Below are 14657 nucleotides of genomic sequence, written 5' to 3' on the forward strand. Positions count from 1 at the left end.
AGTAGACTATTTCGATTAAGGAACATTTTGATTTCACCGTCTTCCAACCCGCTAAAACCCATCCTTATTCGAATATTAATAAAAATAAGGTACTGCCAGTGGAGGGCTTCTCCAAGACAGTACCTTTTTACGAAAATAAAAATCAATTTTAGTTATTAACTAATGTTAATGTCACATTGTCAATTTGTAAGTTGGCTTCACTTTTTGCTTCTTGATAGAAAGCAACTTCAAGATTGCCATTCGTTACTTCAACTGTTCCTTGTATTTTTTCATACTCATCACTATGAGAAATATTGATGTGTATTGGATCTCCTCCATAACCTGACAATTCCATTCTACTTATGTCAGGTGTGCCATTATTTTGCTTCACCATAGCACTGATTGTATACGTCCCGTTTTCAAGATCTGTTACACTCTGTGAAAGCTTTGCGCTATAGGAGCTGGAATACCAAATCCAATATTTACTACCTTCATATGCGTCAGCACTATCTACACCACCGTAACCTGTACCTGTCAATGTCCAACCTGTTGTACCATTTTCAAAATTTCCGTTCGTTAAGGGATCATCATAGCCAGGAACGTTTACTTCTGGTTCCTCTTCACCCTCAACAAATATTTTGAGTGGTCCAATTGGCCCAGCATAAAAACCACCGCCAAATGAGGCATCAAACACCCTGATACTAATTACATTTTCCTCGCCATAGTTGATTGCCTCAGCTGGAATTACGTATTCTCTATCCCAATCCCATGCCGAGATCAATCCTTCTTCACCTTCTCCAGTTGGGAAAGTTCCAGATTGGCCAATCTGTTTTCCATTAAAGTAGGTCATATCAACATCATCGATCTTACCCAACTTTACTTTCAATGAATGTCCTTCCCATTCTGCTGGAATGTAGATAGTTTTTCTATACCATCCATATACATTATCTTTTGTGTAGCTAGAGTGATCCTCCCAACTTGCTGGTAGCTTAACTACTTCCCACTCTCCATCATCATAATCCGCTTCCTTCCAACTAAGGTCATCCCCTTTTTGGAATAGCCATTCTCCAGTCATTTCAATAGAAGGTAATCCTATAGTTTTTTCATTCAGATCACCCAAGGAAACCTTGAATATACCAGTTTCTTTAGCAAGCTCGTAAGTCATCGTTACTTCTTTGCTTGCTCCTCCTGGTTGAGCAGGTATTTCTACTATTTCACTTTTAACTACCTCACCATTTACATAGAGTGGTACTTTTGTTTCCCCTGCATAACTTCCATAGTTAACTATATCAGCTGTTGCTGTAATCGTTTGACCTTGTACCGTGACATCTAAGTTATAATACTCAAATGTTGGTTCTTTCTCACTAACCGTTACTTGTCTTGGATCTAAATCATTTACACTAATTTGATAGTTTCCTGCTTCAAACAATTTATTGTAGGTTAAGTTTATTTCTTTCGTGCTTTTAGGATCTACTCTCACAAAATTTTCTGCTACAATTTCGCCGTCAATTTTTAGTTCTACTTTTTGACCTACAATGTCATTCCCTTTATTTCTCACATCAACTTTCACATTAAATTTATCATTAGACTGAATGTCTACAGGAACGTCTGAGTAAGAAACCTTTACTCTTGGATCCTTGTAATTAGGAATTTTTGCAATCTCTTTTTTAGACGCTGGATAAATTCTAACTGCTTGCCCTCCGCCTGCTGTAAGGGAAGCTATTAGCGTATCCTTAGACTTTACAATTAATTTGTTGATAGAAACTGCAGTTGGATTCGTTTCCAAATCAGCGTCTGTGGCATCAGAGTAAATCTCAGCTACATACTTTTTTCCTTTATCCAAGAAGTATAGCTCTACCTCTAAGTCTCTCCCGTTTTCATCTGTAATACTTCCGATATACCATTCTTCTCCACTACGCCGGACAATAGTGGCATAATCACCAATTTCAGCATTCGGAACCATGATATCATCCCAGGTTACGGGGACATCTTTAATAAACTGAAATGCCGGAAGAATATTTCCATCTTCATCCTTATAATTTTCCGGTAAATCCGCAACCATCTGAACTCCACTAGAAATAGTTACATACAATGCCAGTTGTTTTGCACGTGTAGAATGAACCCGCGTATCCGCATGAGAAATCTCTACATCGAATATTCCTGGTGTAAAATCGATTGGTCCAGCCATCATTCTAGTAAATGGCAGGATAGTATCATGTTCTGGTGGGTTGTTTTCGTCACCAAATGCAGCATATTCCATACCCATTACACCTTCACGACTCATCCAGTTAGGGTAGGTTCGCTCAAGACCAGTAGATTTAATGGGTTCGTGTGTGTTAATCATGAGTTGGTATTTGGCTGCCTTCTTCACAGCATTATTATAGTGATTCACCATATATTGACCATGGTGTTTCTGCCCCTCTGGATTATGCATACCATTATCAGCTACATAACCACTCTTAATCGCATGAATACCTAATTTCTGGTATAAACTATAGGCTTCATCCATTTGCTCCTCATAATTAACGATATTTCCTGATGTTTCATTATGCATAATATAGGAAACATCCCGATCCTTTGCATACTGAACAACTTCTTCTAAATCATAGTCAGGGTACGCTTCGGTGAAATTAAATTTGTCGCCATTTTCTATCCAATTACCATCCCAGCCAATGTTCCAACCTTCCACTAAAAGACCGATGTTTTGGTTTTCAGTATCTAGATATTCGTTGGCGAAGTCGATATACCTTTTGGCATTTTCTGTTGTAGCCCCATGCTTCTCTCCAGATGCCCAGGTTGATTTACCACTTATCATTTCCCACCATATACCAACATATTTCATCGGTTCTATCCAAGATGTGTCCTTTATATCAGTTGGCTCATTCAAATTTAAAATCATATCTGACTCAACAAGTTCCCCAGCATCTCCACCAACTTCAATTGTTCTCCATGGTGTTTCTATAGGGAACGCATCTTTTTTCACCTTTACTCCGTCAGGCCATGGTGCTAAATGACTTTCAAGCGTATTTTCTTTTCCATCTACCGCCTTTAAAGCCATTCCTGCGTAATCGATTAAAGCTGCTTCGTGAACAGTGAGATGTATTCCTTCAGGCGTCTTCATCGTAAATGGAGTACTGACTTCCTGTACCTCACTTAGAGGGGTTTGGCTGTAATTATATTCATAGCTATCCCAGTCGTTAGGTATCCACCAGGAAGTATTATTACTCGCAAATTGAAATTCAGTTTCTTCTGATGTGATTTCAATTTGTTCACTTTCAAAACCACCCTGATCTGGTAAGACGTATCTAAAACCAAGACCACTATCGAAAACTCTAAAGATTAAATTCATTTTTCTATGTGGTGCTTCTTTCTCTTGTAAGTAAACAGTTAATTCTTTGTAATTGTTTTTTATTTTACTCTTTTCTCCCCAAACAGGTTCCCAAGTTTCGTTAAAACTATCCTTAGTAGTTTTAATGATTTCAAGATTATCCTTTAATGGTGATTCGCCCTTGAATTCGAATCCCAAAGTCGAAGGACTAACAAGTTTAACCCCATTATAGGAAAGCTGATAACTAGGCGCTCCATCCTCAGTTAATTGAAAACCCAAATTAACCTTTCCGTTTGGGGAGCTAATAGAATTGTTAACCTCCTGTTCATCATCAACTGAACTCAATAAAGGCTTTGCCTGAACACTTGTTGCGGTGGAAACGGCTAGGAATACACTTAGCATAAGACAAAGCATTCTTCCAAACTTATTCTTCATATTTTATCCTCCTTTATTAATTTTGAATTTCTAGAAGTTAAATATCTCCTTCCTTCTCCCCCTCAGTTTGTCCGATTACAAAGAAAACGCTTACATATACTAATATACAGAATATTAGACCGACTTAAGTGGTAAAAACCTTTACTTTTTTATTATTACCTTCACTTTTTAAAGATTATTATTATTTTTGTTTTCGAGCCCATGTCTCTCATCCTTAATCTATATGGACATCAAGGACATTTTTAAACTGGATATCTTTGTCCTCTAATCGAATTAAACCACTGTTCGCATTGATTTTTAGCAGTTTTCCTTTAGCCATGCAATAATGTGGCTCATCATAATATTTAATTTCTACTGATAAATTATTGCTCAAGGCACATTGAAGTTTTGCATCTAATTCTTCTATTTGCTGCTCATCAAGAATGGGCTTTTCTTTATGATCATCTTCATCCCACATTTTCTTAAGCAGCTCAATGTGCTCCGGCAACATCATTGCAGTCCATTTTTTTGTACCACGATCATTTACACTCATTACTAAGCACCCATCCTTTTTCTAACCGATCCAACTGACAGTATATTTTCAAGCTTGAACGTTCTAATCGTCCTTTTGGTGTAGCAATAAGCCATAATCATTTCATCATTAATTTTTAGAACCCTAATTACTCGTTGGGATACCTGATTATCATTAGACAGGTAGATCATTTCGATCTTTTCCTTCTTTTGAATAGACCTGATTATCATGTTTTTCATGATATAACCTCCACATTAGGAACATTTGTTCTCATTATAGCATAAATGTTCTAAACGTGATACTAAGTCAGAAGTTTTTTTAACTAAAAAAATATGGCAATATCCTTGTGAAGAATAATGCCATATACTGGGAAATAGGTGCCTTTAGTTTTTATTTTGTACTATTTATGCTTTCTTTCGCTTTGAGAATCATTCTTTGATTTATGTTTTTTCTTTTCATCTTGCTGTTCTATCTTCAAGTCTTCCATAGGGATATCATCTACTAGTTGCTGCTCACTAAACTCATCCTGTTCGGTTCTATTTTGTTCACTTTTGTTTTCATTCGTTCTCATTTCATCCACTCCTTCAATGTTTCCTTCTAATTAATTTAGCCTGTTTCTGGAAACAATAAACCTAATAGTTCAAATATAAAACCAGATTGGAAAATGAATTGAAACAAAAAGTAGGGATGTAATCTATTTGCTTTCCAAAAATCCGATGTTTTCATGCACTTTATAAATCCTCTGAAAACAATCTCTTCAATAATTATTACTTCTTCTACATATCAGATTCAAATGATTTCAGAATAACCTTTGTATCCTGTTCTCTTTCCGATGAGATAAAAATCAATAAATTTATTTTCATGATAGTCTCCTTCTATACATTGTATTAATTTCCGCTAGGCTAGTTGAAACTACGGTACGGTGGATTAGTTCCTCCTTGTTCATCAATCGTTAATTGTCCTCGTTTTACTATATATGAAGTATACCAATATCCGCTTCGGTACTGACTAGACCATCGTTCGGTGAAGGTTACTACATATGTTTCATCTTGCACTCTTTCTACCTGCGTTTCTCTAGTAACAGTATAATTACCAATATTTTGTTTCGTTTCTCCAATTTTTTCTGGGAAGATTTCAATTATCGTTCCTTCTCCAGAAGTAGCAAATTCTACAGCATCTTGCTTTGAAAAAGGTGGCATGGTAGGAGAGATGATTTGAAGTACGCCCCATAAGATACCGTATATTACGAGTGGCACGATTATAAACAGTCTCATTCTTTTTTCTTTTAAATCCCTTGTATAAATCCATCTATCTATAAACGCATAGAATAAAGCTGCCAGTAACCCATATAACGCGGCGTACCAGAATGTAAACAATAGTCCATTTGCTAACCCAAATAACCCATGCAGTGAAACATAAATCCAGTTATTGTGTTTAAACCATCTTTTTTGAGCAAACTTTACAATAAATGAAACTGCATTTCCATATATTAGAACGATTACGCCCACATAAACTATGTATAGAAAGGTCCAACCCATGAGTTGATTGCCAAGGTTATACTGAAATTGTGACTCTAAAAGTGAAACAGAAGCTAGTGTGATAGAAACTAGTGTGACAGTGACAAAAGTCGTTATTAACTTTCGGATAACACTATCTCGAAAATTATGTTCCATCTGTTCACTCCTTTCACTTAATTAGAAAAATTCATATAATCCAGCTTCAAAATACGTAAACTCTTCCTCAGATACTTTATAACGTGTATAACCTTCATAAAAAGATTGTTTTAGAAAAGCGTTATCCGCAAAACCTCTAATTGCTAGTGATTCATCATACCTTGGGTCACCTACCGTCATTGCAGACACATCAATAAATAACCTTACTCTTCCTGCCACAACAAGAACATTGTCTGTTGTACAATCCCCATGTATCATCGTCTGTTGTACTGGAAGTAGTTTAGTTGACTGTAATTTCTCTAAAAGTTGTAAACTACCATCTGTTTGTCCATCGTTTACATATCTTCCAGCTTCCACCAGCTGCTCCTTTAACCAATCAGTATCCTGATTTAACGTTTCCATTATACTTGTTTGATGAAACTGATGAAGAAAATATCCAAAACTTCTTATTAGCTCTTTCTTTTCTGTTGTATTTTCAGCCTGGTTTAAAGCAGAAGTTAAGGTGATTCCTTCCTCAAATGACATGATTAGGTGACTGCTGGCTTTTTCCTCTATGTAACCGTAATAATTAGGCACTTGGATCAAATTATTGTACTTAAGCTTTTCTAATACTAGTGCCTCTTTCTTTAACCATTCTCGATATCTTTTATTATACGAATTTTTAAGTAAGTAGGATCCACTGTCTGTTATGATTTTACTTACTTCAGAAGTACAGCCTTGTTCATTTAGAATGCTTTCCTTATTTATTGTTCCAATTATTTCCCCAATTTTTTCGCGTAATTGTGTATTCATTCTTCTACACCGCTCTCTGCATAAAATCTAAACAAAATCCCTCACCCGCTAAGAGAAAACTCTATTATCAATGATTCAGTTCGAAATGGTCTTCTTTTAACTTTACAATTTTAATAGCAGTGTTTAGTTCCTGAATTTTTTTTGCTAAACTTTCCACCCCATAAATTTCAGTGAAGGTATGACTGCCAACTAAAAGATTAATCCCTGCAAATTGAGCATATTGAATTGTATATAAAGTTGCTTCACCTGTTATGTAAGTATCACAGCCATCTTCAAGTGCCATTTTAATATAATTTGAAGAATGACCAGCCCCGGTTAATACTCCAACTTTCTTTACCTGTTTTTCGTTATTTTTCCACATTCTAACCGGTTCCTCTAGCTCATCTCTCATTCTTTTAACAAGCACGTTAAAATCAATAGGTTCGTTAAATTCACCAACGCCAGGTACATCACCATTATCATAGATGGAGTATTTCGTAACGCGATCAATCCCAATGACATTCATAAGGGATGTGCACGTACCAAATTCTACAAAATCCAGTGGGCCATGTATCCAGAAATGACTAATATTATACTCTTTTAGTTTTTTTAGACATTCCTCTTTTAATCCATAAATGAAATCCCATGCATCGTGATGTGTGACCATTAATTCAACATTATTTTCGGCAGCGCTTTCAATTGTTTCGAGAGACAAATTAGTCGAATAGCCAACCGTTTTAAACGAGCCCCTTGATTTATTAGTAAAGCCATAGTCATCATCAAGTTCTTCCAATAACTCTTTATTAAAAAGCTTTCTGATTGTGTGTTCGAATTGCTCTAATTCCATCATTTACCCTCCTGTTATATCATTTGCTGTGTACTGCTGTTGCAAACTTCTCGGTTGATTAATTAGCGTCTGTTTTTAGTTTCTCAATTATCAAATAATCCTTCGTTTTGTCAACTGCTATGTTATTTGTATTGGCAAAATTAATTAATTGAACTAAAATATCCTTTGGTTCAAAATCAGCTATTCGAATATTTATTCCTTTTTTCATATGTATAAGCGTACATTTTTTAGCCCACCCAATTCGTGTGAATTTCAATTTTACTATTTGATTGGGATAAACTTCTTTTTTAAAAATGGAAAGGTTGAAAAATAGTATCTGGTATACTAAATGGTCCTTATTAATTCTAAATCTAAACTGCAAGGGGATTAACAAAAGGGCAAAAGCCCCAAATAGAAGCAGTGAATACGCCCCTCCATAATCTATCAGGTCATTTAGTATTATAAATATGAACAGACTAAGAATTAAGAGCCTTTGTGATTTCGCTCTATAGACCATATGCATCCCTCCAGTTCTTACCATTAGTGATCCATTAGTTTAATAGTGTCATTCCAGCCGTAAAGGTGAATAGTAAAGATAAGAAAATACCAAAAATACAACAAATAATACCAGTTGTAACTTTTCCTTTTCTTTTTTGTTTAAAATGCTTTATCTCTTTTAATGCTATTACGCCATAAATTAGTCCAACAATCCCAAATACTAATCCTACAGCTACAAAGGAAGTAACAATTGATAGAATCCCAAGAACTAGTGCTACAATACCTTTTCTATTACTCTTATTAGAAGTATCATATGAAACATCTACATTACCCATTTTCACTCATCCTTCTCTGACTACATATTTATCCTTGTTCAACAAGAAAGAGAATATCCCTTGCATACCACTATTAGATTGTTAAACTTGAATCCTTCCATCCATAAACAAGTTCATTTAGTCTTTTTCCTGAAATCTCTATCTCAACAGTATCAATCTTAATTGCCCCAAGGGACTCATAGAATAGTCGGGAATTATTTTTTTCTAACACTAACACCAGCATAGAAAAGATACCCTGTTGATTTAGTTCTTCGATAATATGTTTAAGCAATGATCTCCCTAAGCTTTGGCTATGGTATTCCTCTAAGATATAAATCGCCTTTAATTCGCCTTTGTATAATGGATATTTGTCCGTTTGTCCTTTTCACCATGTGAGAAACCAATAATTTTACCTTCATTGGTTTCAGCAACTTAAACAACATTTAAACTATAAGTAGAAGCAGTTCTAAGAGCATTGATTAACCTCTTCATCTACTGCCCAAATTGATAATTAAACAAAATATAAACCATGAATAGTATTTCTGACTGCGTTTGATCTTCTGAACTAGTATCCAATTCGTAAACAGAACCTCTTACTCTCTCTCCTGTAGCAATAAGAGAATCATTCAAATAAACTTCGGTTTTCGAACCAATGCCGAACGACTTAAATTGATAGAGATCCTGGCCATATTCAAGATAAAGACTTTCTTTTAGCTTTGTAACGTTTTTGATAGAGCGATCCGTTCTAACTGTCCCAGCTTCCACATCGTTATGAACTATAATCCATTCCTTATTTCCATGTATCTTATTCTCTTTTTTCCCTTTAAAAATAACTTGATCGCCGTTTGACAATGAAAATGATAGATTTAATACCAAAGACCTGGCGAATCCATTACGTCAGCAATTATACGTTTCCACCATTTATTGTAAAAACGATTATACGACCCTATGTGTTCCTCGTTGTTGAACATTTGTTTAGCTGTAGTTGAGACCCTGTCACCTAATCGAGTGACCATAAACCGGTCCTTCAATTCAGGTTTAAAATGAAGATCTTTATTATATTGCCATTTCATAACGAATAATATCAGTACAGAAGCAATTGGGAATAGCAATAACAAGAAAAGTTGATTTAGTTCGAACTTCCCTAAAACTATATAGCAAAGTGCGAGTCCGATAAATCCAGCTATAAATAGTGCGAGCAGTTTACTCAAGATGATCTACCTTTCTTCATCATAAAAGAGTTTGGCAATCTTATACCTGACAACTAAGGCTAATAAGAACCTTCATCACGTTCATTTAAATGAGCATCATATGCCTCCTGAATTTTATCTTTCACTGGTAATGAGTCGGAAGTTCTTTTATGTATGTCACCCAATAGATATAACCCTCTAAATATAGAACCAACAACAATTCCAAAAGCTAAAATACCACCTACCATTGGTCCCATCATAAATAAAATCAATCCTAAAATTGCACTCAATACAATTGACACAAATAAATACATGCTATCTCTCCTTTAACGGATATAGTTTTAACAGTAACAACAACTAATTGAACAAATTTCTATCTGTTATTCTCTATGTCATCGACTCTTTTTTCGAGATTTGTTATTTTCTCTTTTAAGTCATTCGTTGGATTTTTGATTCTTTGCTTTAATCCTACAATGATAGCGATCACAGCTAAAACCAGTACTATAATAGCTACAAAAAACATAAAAAATAGTTCCATAGTAATCCCCCAATATTTGAATTTAGCCTCACAGTTTTTTTGCCTATTGCCGACTGGAATAATTTGATTTAACTGCCTCGGTATTCAAAAACACTATGTTAACTTTAACATAAAATTCAATTTTATTTCTTCAAAAAAATAGAACCTTTTTTGATTAAGGTCCTCACAATTTATTCAATTGCACTGTATGGATACCCGATTGCACTTAATGTCACCGGATCATTGGCTTCCGTACCATACGTTGCAAAATACTCTCTGTTTTCTTCGATTAGGTTCTGTCCTTAGTTAACAACCGGAACTAATTTTAAAAATTTACGGTAACAGAAAATAGCCGCTAATATAGGTATTGTTGATAAAATTAAAAAAGTGGAACCGTATTGGCTTATGCTATTTGTCGTAACACCCTCAGCATAATTAACCCCAAAAAAAGAAAGACCTATCTCCCCACTAACTTGGCCGTTGTACAGCGATTGTCCATGACCCAACATTAGGATTGCAAAAATAACCAAACCACCAGCAAATAAAAGAAACCATCCTTTTTTGTCCATTTTAATCACTCCATATTTACTGTTATTTAAGACTATTCTACAAAAGTGTAGAAATTCCTTCTATGATGTGACAATTGATTAAAGCAGTTTCTTTAGTGCACGCCTAGAAAAGTTCTCAAGTGTAGTTTTAAACTAATTTTTAATATAATTAACCTTTAACCTGTCCCAGGTAGCTTTCCAATTCTTTTTAAGTACACGTTTATTATAGATAAACGCAAAGTCTTTATTTTCCATAAAAAAAGGTGTTGGCCTTACTTCTAAATTAATGACGTCAGTTAGCCCACAAGGGGCCGTTAAAATAACGTTTTCTTTCTCGTCTAATTTCACACCTAGGGCCGTTGCTGTTTCTGGAAATTTTGATATCGCGTCAACAGCAGAAGAATAAGGAGGTATGTTATTAGCTTTGTGCATTCTTGCTTCGTTCTTAACAGACCATGGGATATTAGGAAGAATATTTCTTAATTTTTCATCTAAATTCTTTTCTGTTAATTCATCAATGTTCTTGGGATCAAAGTATATTACATCAACATCAGGTATAGCCGTCCTTTTGTCGAATCCATGTAATGTGTCCCAGATTTTAGAGCGTACAAAACCTGCACATATCCACCAATCTGGTAAATCTAATGTCCTTGTTGCTCTTAAGATCGCCATAAAATGATCGTCATTGCGAATTATTCCTATCACATCGTCTTTATTCCTTAACATTTCAACCCACCCTATAGTGCTTTAGTTATTTTGAAGTCGTATATTCGATGATCTCTGATAATTTCGTTTCCGTATCTACTATTCTTGTTCGTACATCATTTTTTGAAATCAGCACATCATTACCATTTTTATCAAAACAATAGGCAATGGGGATTGAAAAGCCACAGTTTCTATATGAGCCATCGGCATGGCTTGTTCCAATTACAATTGATTTTTGATCTATTGCAATTTTCCTTGCTTCACCAGTCCATTTATCAAACTGTTCTTCGCTATACATCCCAACACCAATTGGATTCAATATTAAATCAACATCCTGTCTATCTAAATCTTCTATTCCCTGGAATATTTCTCTACAAAGCAAATAGCCCAGTCTTAGACCATTATCTTCTGTTTTAGACGGGTTGCATAAATTTACTTCCTCGGGTGTTTTAGCTCTTTCCAATATCAATTTGCCTGTACGATTTGCAATGTATGCTTTATCCTTATTGTTTTCATCCTTATATCCAGCTACAATATATGTATGGTATTTTTCTGCTAATCTACATACTTCCTCTAGTTTATTTTGTTTAAAGTAGCCCTCTGGAAACAAAATTAAATCCACTTCAGAATTGTTTTTGATTTCATTTTCTAATTGCTTTATTTCATCCTCACGTCTTGGCTGGCCAATAAGTATTTTAATTTTAAACACATCCTTTAGCTCATTAAAATTTATTTATTTTTCAACAGTCGATTAATTACTCTAATCTGTCCACGATGGTTAATTTCATCCTCTAAAACATGAAACCACAAGTAATAATTGTTATAAGAAACTCCATTACCCCACTTGTTCTCTTCAAACAACCAGCTGTCTTTTTTCGATTTCAAATATGTTAAGGTAGTTTCCCTAACCTGAGATAATTCTTCTAAATAATAATCAAGAGAATTTTTTTTAATCTCTTTTCTTGCTTTGCCTCCAAGTTCTAAAGCTGGTCCCCATTTTAAATGCTCGTCTTCATTTAAGTCTCTTTTTTCAAATGAAATAACTTGATGAACAAATTCAATTGATACAATATGTGATAAAAGAGAACCAATAGAATTCGAACTATCATCTGGTAAATAATCTAAATCGCTTTGGTCTAAATTAGAGATTTCACTAATAGTTACAGCCCTTGTATGTTCAAGCATAGATACAAGTTCTCCAATTTTATTTGTAAAGTTTTCTTTTGGTTTTATTCTATAATCAATCATTAATCTACCTCCATCAAATACTAAGTATAAGACTACCATTTAAATGACAAAAATAAAGACTGATAATTCATTACAAAAAATGGTATAATTTAGTTGAAACATATAAGAGCTACCTGATTTTCGTCAGTGCTGCCCCTTCTTCTCACAATCCGATTTCTTAGAGTGCAATACCCCTTGTTCAACAAATAACCTCTTCTAATTTTGCAACTAGTTCTTTGTAGTTAATATAAAATTCTCTTATTGAGACCACTGCGAAATTGGCAGTAGCGAACACTTCACCTAATCGACACTCCTCATAAATCAAATATATATTAATCTCTTTTTTATCTTCATTTCCTTTTTGCTTAAAGGAATTTGCCAAATCTGTATATAGTTTTTTCCCTTTTTCACCGATGGATCTTTCTATTGAAAATTGACCAGCCAAACTGTTCCACCATACTTTGAAAGTATCATAAATCTCATTGTATACTTTTAAACTATCTGCTCTATCCTTAAAAAGGCTTTTATAGAATAATTCTTTTTCTTCATGAAAAATTTTCGTGCCATTTATTGGATGAAGAGATACTTCTTGTGAAACGTCATTCCATAACTTTTCAAAACCTAATTCAATATCTTGCCTAAACAAGATTTCTCTTGTCGGAATGTATGAAAACTTGTATTCCTCTATTCGATCAAATTTAAGATTTAGGTAAATATTTTGTATGTAAATCAAAAAGTTCAATACTTGTGGTGCCTCGGTTCTTATTGAAAATGTAACTGACATATAATCCTCCCCATATTATTTACTAGTAATTAACAAATTCACTGCTACTCTTTATTCATCAAATAACTTATACCAATATAAAGTGGTGTCAATATTCTCATTATAAGTTTGTTTTAACGTGTCAACGCCGCCTATAGTAAACCCTTGTTTTATATAACAATCTGCATGCCCCAAGATTGTCGTCTTGAGCTTCTAAAGACATTCCTATGAGATTGTTTTGTTTTGCCCACTCTTCTGCTTTTTTAAATAGCAGTTTTCCAACCCCATGTTCTCTATACTCTTTCTTAGTAGCGATGTTTTCAATATAACAAAAGCGATTCCAATCTCTAATTATTCTAATTTGTCCTATACAGATGTTATTTAAGTACGCTAAAAACAAAGATTTATCTTCTTTATTTATGTATTGGTTCCAATCCAGTTGATCATCTGGAAAACGAGTTTCCCTTGTTTCATCAAATAGTATCTCTTCATAAGACCATCTTCCATTAAGTAAACTTGGTACTAACCGGCCAAACAATTCAAAGCAATCATTCGTAGAATTAATATCCTTTACTAACTCTTTCTTTAATGGATAAATAGTGATTTCCCCATGGCTATTCACGGGCATACCCTCCTATTCCTAAGTTTATAAAGCTTGTTTCTCTTTACCCTAATTTTAACATAATGTTCGTGATAAGAAACATTGTTGGTAATCCGATCTAACGCATAAAGTCTGTTTCAGGTGAGAAACTACTAAAAAACAAGTTAAGGGGTGTTCCTTTGGATGCACATCAGCGTGAATTTTTTCAAAAATTAATTTCCATCCAGGAAGATTTTACAAGGGAGAGTGAACAATATTGGAACATGTACTCAGACCTTAGCACCTGGCAATTTTGGGTAATCATTCTTATGTTAGTTGGTCCGCTGGTTGTCTTATACTTCGTATTGGATAGGGAAAATATATTTTTAATAGGCTTTTTTGGGTTTGCAGTACACATTTTATTCGCTTATATAGATGCGACCGGTATTAGGTATGGCTTATGGGGTTACCCATATCAAATGTTGCCGTTTCTTCCAAGTTTTTCAATTGATGCGTCATTTATACCGATTACCATTATGGTGGTTTTCCAATGGACTTTAAAGCATAAAAAGAATTTTTACGTTTATTCATTTATTACTGCCCTAATTTTCGGTTTCGGCTTTAAGCCTTTTCTAACGAGTATCGGCTTGTTTGAGAGTTACAAATGGGTCAATTACTTTCTTATATTTTTAATTTATCTCGTGTTGTTTTTATTGGCATATTGGATAACAAAAATATTTCTATGGATGCATAACAAACAAGATAAAAAGAATGTATAAGTAAAAAAAAGAC

At 34.4% G+C, this 14657-nt stretch carries 19 protein-coding genes and 2 pseudogenes; 1 reads left to right on the forward strand and 20 read right to left on the reverse strand.

Annotated features, from left to right (window positions below; all coding sequences use genetic code 11):
* Positions 1 to 148: 148 nt before the first annotated feature.
* The 20 genes and pseudogenes from ACOI1D_RS12455 to ACOI1D_RS12550 all read right to left on the reverse strand — a co-directional run bounded on the left by ACOI1D_RS12455 (position 149) and on the right by ACOI1D_RS12550 (position 13913).
* Complete coding sequence (locus ACOI1D_RS12455) at positions 149 to 3742, reverse strand: glycoside hydrolase family 97 catalytic domain-containing protein (RefSeq protein WP_422501616.1); 3594 nt, start codon at positions 3740 to 3742, stop codon at positions 149 to 151.
* Between the two features lie 214 nt (positions 3743 to 3956).
* On the reverse strand, positions 3957 to 4274 hold the full coding sequence (locus tag ACOI1D_RS12460; RefSeq protein ID WP_422501617.1) for a YolD-like family protein: 318 nt from the start codon (positions 4272 to 4274) through the stop codon (positions 3957 to 3959).
* A gap of 2 nt (positions 4275 to 4276) precedes the next feature.
* Entirely contained in the window at positions 4277 to 4492 is a 216-nt protein-coding gene (locus ACOI1D_RS12465; RefSeq protein ID WP_422501618.1) for a hypothetical protein, read from the reverse strand.
* A gap of 161 nt (positions 4493 to 4653) precedes the next feature.
* Positions 4654 to 4824: a hypothetical protein gene (locus ACOI1D_RS12470; RefSeq protein WP_422501619.1), complete on the reverse strand. Its 171-nt coding sequence runs from the start codon at positions 4822 to 4824 to the stop codon at positions 4654 to 4656.
* Between the two features lie 331 nt (positions 4825 to 5155).
* Positions 5156 to 5926 carry a hypothetical protein gene (locus ACOI1D_RS12475; protein ID WP_422501620.1) on the reverse strand — a complete coding sequence of 257 codons (771 nt, stop codon included), beginning with the start codon at positions 5924 to 5926 and terminating at the stop codon, positions 5156 to 5158.
* A 21-nt stretch (positions 5927 to 5947) separates the two neighbouring features.
* Complete coding sequence (locus tag ACOI1D_RS12480) at positions 5948 to 6718, reverse strand: phosphotransferase (protein WP_422501621.1); 771 nt, start codon at positions 6716 to 6718, stop codon at positions 5948 to 5950.
* Between the two features lie 67 nt (positions 6719 to 6785).
* A complete protein-coding gene (locus tag ACOI1D_RS12485; RefSeq protein ID WP_422501622.1) occupies positions 6786 to 7544 on the reverse strand; it encodes a Nif3-like dinuclear metal center hexameric protein in 759 nt (252 codons plus the stop codon).
* 58 nt (positions 7545 to 7602) lie between these two features.
* A complete protein-coding gene (locus ACOI1D_RS12490) occupies positions 7603 to 8040 on the reverse strand; it encodes a hypothetical protein (RefSeq protein ID WP_422501623.1) in 438 nt (145 codons plus the stop codon).
* Positions 8041 to 8074: 34 nt separating this feature from the next.
* A complete protein-coding gene (locus ACOI1D_RS12495) occupies positions 8075 to 8356 on the reverse strand; it encodes a DUF4190 domain-containing protein (RefSeq protein WP_422501624.1) in 282 nt (93 codons plus the stop codon).
* A gap of 73 nt (positions 8357 to 8429) precedes the next feature.
* Positions 8430 to 8684 (reverse strand): annotated as a pseudogene (locus ACOI1D_RS12500) (GNAT family N-acetyltransferase); the annotation flags it as partial.
* A gap of 143 nt (positions 8685 to 8827) precedes the next feature.
* On the reverse strand, positions 8828 to 9187 hold the full coding sequence (locus ACOI1D_RS12505) for a hypothetical protein (protein WP_422501625.1): 360 nt from the start codon (positions 9185 to 9187) through the stop codon (positions 8828 to 8830).
* Positions 9188 to 9201: 14 nt separating this feature from the next.
* Positions 9202 to 9546, reverse strand: coding sequence for a hypothetical protein (locus ACOI1D_RS12510; RefSeq protein WP_422501626.1), 345 nt, complete (start codon positions 9544 to 9546; stop codon positions 9202 to 9204).
* Positions 9547 to 9605: 59 nt separating this feature from the next.
* Positions 9606 to 9839, reverse strand: a complete 234-nt coding sequence (locus tag ACOI1D_RS12515) for a hypothetical protein (RefSeq protein WP_422501627.1) — start codon at positions 9837 to 9839, stop codon at positions 9606 to 9608.
* Between the two features lie 59 nt (positions 9840 to 9898).
* Positions 9899 to 10063 (reverse strand): hypothetical protein, encoded by a 165-nt coding sequence (locus ACOI1D_RS12520; protein WP_422501628.1) that lies wholly within the window; start codon positions 10061 to 10063, stop codon positions 9899 to 9901.
* 281 nt (positions 10064 to 10344) lie between these two features.
* Positions 10345 to 10611: a hypothetical protein gene (locus ACOI1D_RS12525; protein ID WP_422501629.1), complete on the reverse strand. Its 267-nt coding sequence runs from the start codon at positions 10609 to 10611 to the stop codon at positions 10345 to 10347.
* A gap of 132 nt (positions 10612 to 10743) precedes the next feature.
* Positions 10744 to 11316, reverse strand: coding sequence for a nucleotidyltransferase family protein (locus ACOI1D_RS12530; RefSeq protein WP_422501630.1), 573 nt, complete (start codon positions 11314 to 11316; stop codon positions 10744 to 10746).
* A 25-nt stretch (positions 11317 to 11341) separates the two neighbouring features.
* Positions 11342 to 12004: a hypothetical protein gene (locus ACOI1D_RS12535; RefSeq protein ID WP_422501631.1), complete on the reverse strand. Its 663-nt coding sequence runs from the start codon at positions 12002 to 12004 to the stop codon at positions 11342 to 11344.
* A gap of 20 nt (positions 12005 to 12024) precedes the next feature.
* Complete coding sequence (locus ACOI1D_RS12540; RefSeq protein WP_422501632.1) at positions 12025 to 12543, reverse strand: DinB family protein; 519 nt, start codon at positions 12541 to 12543, stop codon at positions 12025 to 12027.
* A 178-nt stretch (positions 12544 to 12721) separates the two neighbouring features.
* Positions 12722 to 13306 (reverse strand): hypothetical protein, encoded by a 585-nt coding sequence (locus tag ACOI1D_RS12545; protein WP_422501633.1) that lies wholly within the window; start codon positions 13304 to 13306, stop codon positions 12722 to 12724.
* 51 nt (positions 13307 to 13357) lie between these two features.
* A pseudogene (locus ACOI1D_RS12550) lies at positions 13358 to 13913 on the reverse strand (GNAT family N-acetyltransferase).
* A 152-nt stretch (positions 13914 to 14065) separates the two neighbouring features.
* Between ACOI1D_RS12550 and ACOI1D_RS12555 the strand changes: the two are divergent.
* Positions 14066 to 14644, forward strand: a complete 579-nt coding sequence (locus tag ACOI1D_RS12555; protein ID WP_422501634.1) for a CBO0543 family protein — start codon at positions 14066 to 14068, stop codon at positions 14642 to 14644.
* Positions 14645 to 14657 lie beyond the last annotated feature (13 nt).

The sequence above is a fragment of the Virgibacillus sp. DJP39 genome (genome assembly GCF_049310925.1).
Lineage (GTDB): Bacteria > Bacillota > Bacilli > Bacillales > Amphibacillaceae > Virgibacillus_F.

Coding starts and splice junctions, on each gene's coding strand:
- ACOI1D_RS12455 (WP_422501616.1), bottom strand. CDS start 3,742: ATGAAGAATAAGTTTGGAAGAATGCTTTGTCTTATGCTAAGTGTATTC.
- ACOI1D_RS12460 (WP_422501617.1), bottom strand. CDS start 4,274: ATGAGTGTAAATGATCGTGGTACAAAAAAATGGACTGCAATGATGTTG.
- ACOI1D_RS12465 (WP_422501618.1), bottom strand. CDS start 4,492: ATGAAAAACATGATAATCAGGTCTATTCAAAAGAAGGAAAAGATCGAA.
- ACOI1D_RS12470 (WP_422501619.1), bottom strand. CDS start 4,824: ATGAGAACGAATGAAAACAAAAGTGAACAAAATAGAACCGAACAGGAT.
- ACOI1D_RS12475 (WP_422501620.1), bottom strand. CDS start 5,926: ATGGAACATAATTTTCGAGATAGTGTTATCCGAAAGTTAATAACGACT.
- ACOI1D_RS12480 (WP_422501621.1), bottom strand. CDS start 6,718: ATGAATACACAATTACGCGAAAAAATTGGGGAAATAATTGGAACAATA.
- ACOI1D_RS12485 (WP_422501622.1), bottom strand. CDS start 7,544: ATGGAATTAGAGCAATTCGAACACACAATCAGAAAGCTTTTTAATAAA.
- ACOI1D_RS12490 (WP_422501623.1), bottom strand. CDS start 8,040: ATGGTCTATAGAGCGAAATCACAAAGGCTCTTAATTCTTAGTCTGTTC.
- ACOI1D_RS12495 (WP_422501624.1), bottom strand. CDS start 8,356: ATGGGTAATGTAGATGTTTCATATGATACTTCTAATAAGAGTAATAGA.
- ACOI1D_RS12515 (WP_422501627.1), bottom strand. CDS start 9,839: ATGTATTTATTTGTGTCAATTGTATTGAGTGCAATTTTAGGATTGATT.
- ACOI1D_RS12520 (WP_422501628.1), bottom strand. CDS start 10,063: ATGGAACTATTTTTTATGTTTTTTGTAGCTATTATAGTACTGGTTTTA.
- ACOI1D_RS12525 (WP_422501629.1), bottom strand. CDS start 10,611: ATGGACAAAAAAGGATGGTTTCTTTTATTTGCTGGTGGTTTGGTTATT.
- ACOI1D_RS12530 (WP_422501630.1), bottom strand. CDS start 11,316: ATGTTAAGGAATAAAGACGATGTGATAGGAATAATTCGCAATGACGAT.
- ACOI1D_RS12540 (WP_422501632.1), bottom strand. CDS start 12,543: ATGATTGATTATAGAATAAAACCAAAAGAAAACTTTACAAATAAAATT.
- ACOI1D_RS12545 (WP_422501633.1), bottom strand. CDS start 13,306: ATGTCAGTTACATTTTCAATAAGAACCGAGGCACCACAAGTATTGAAC.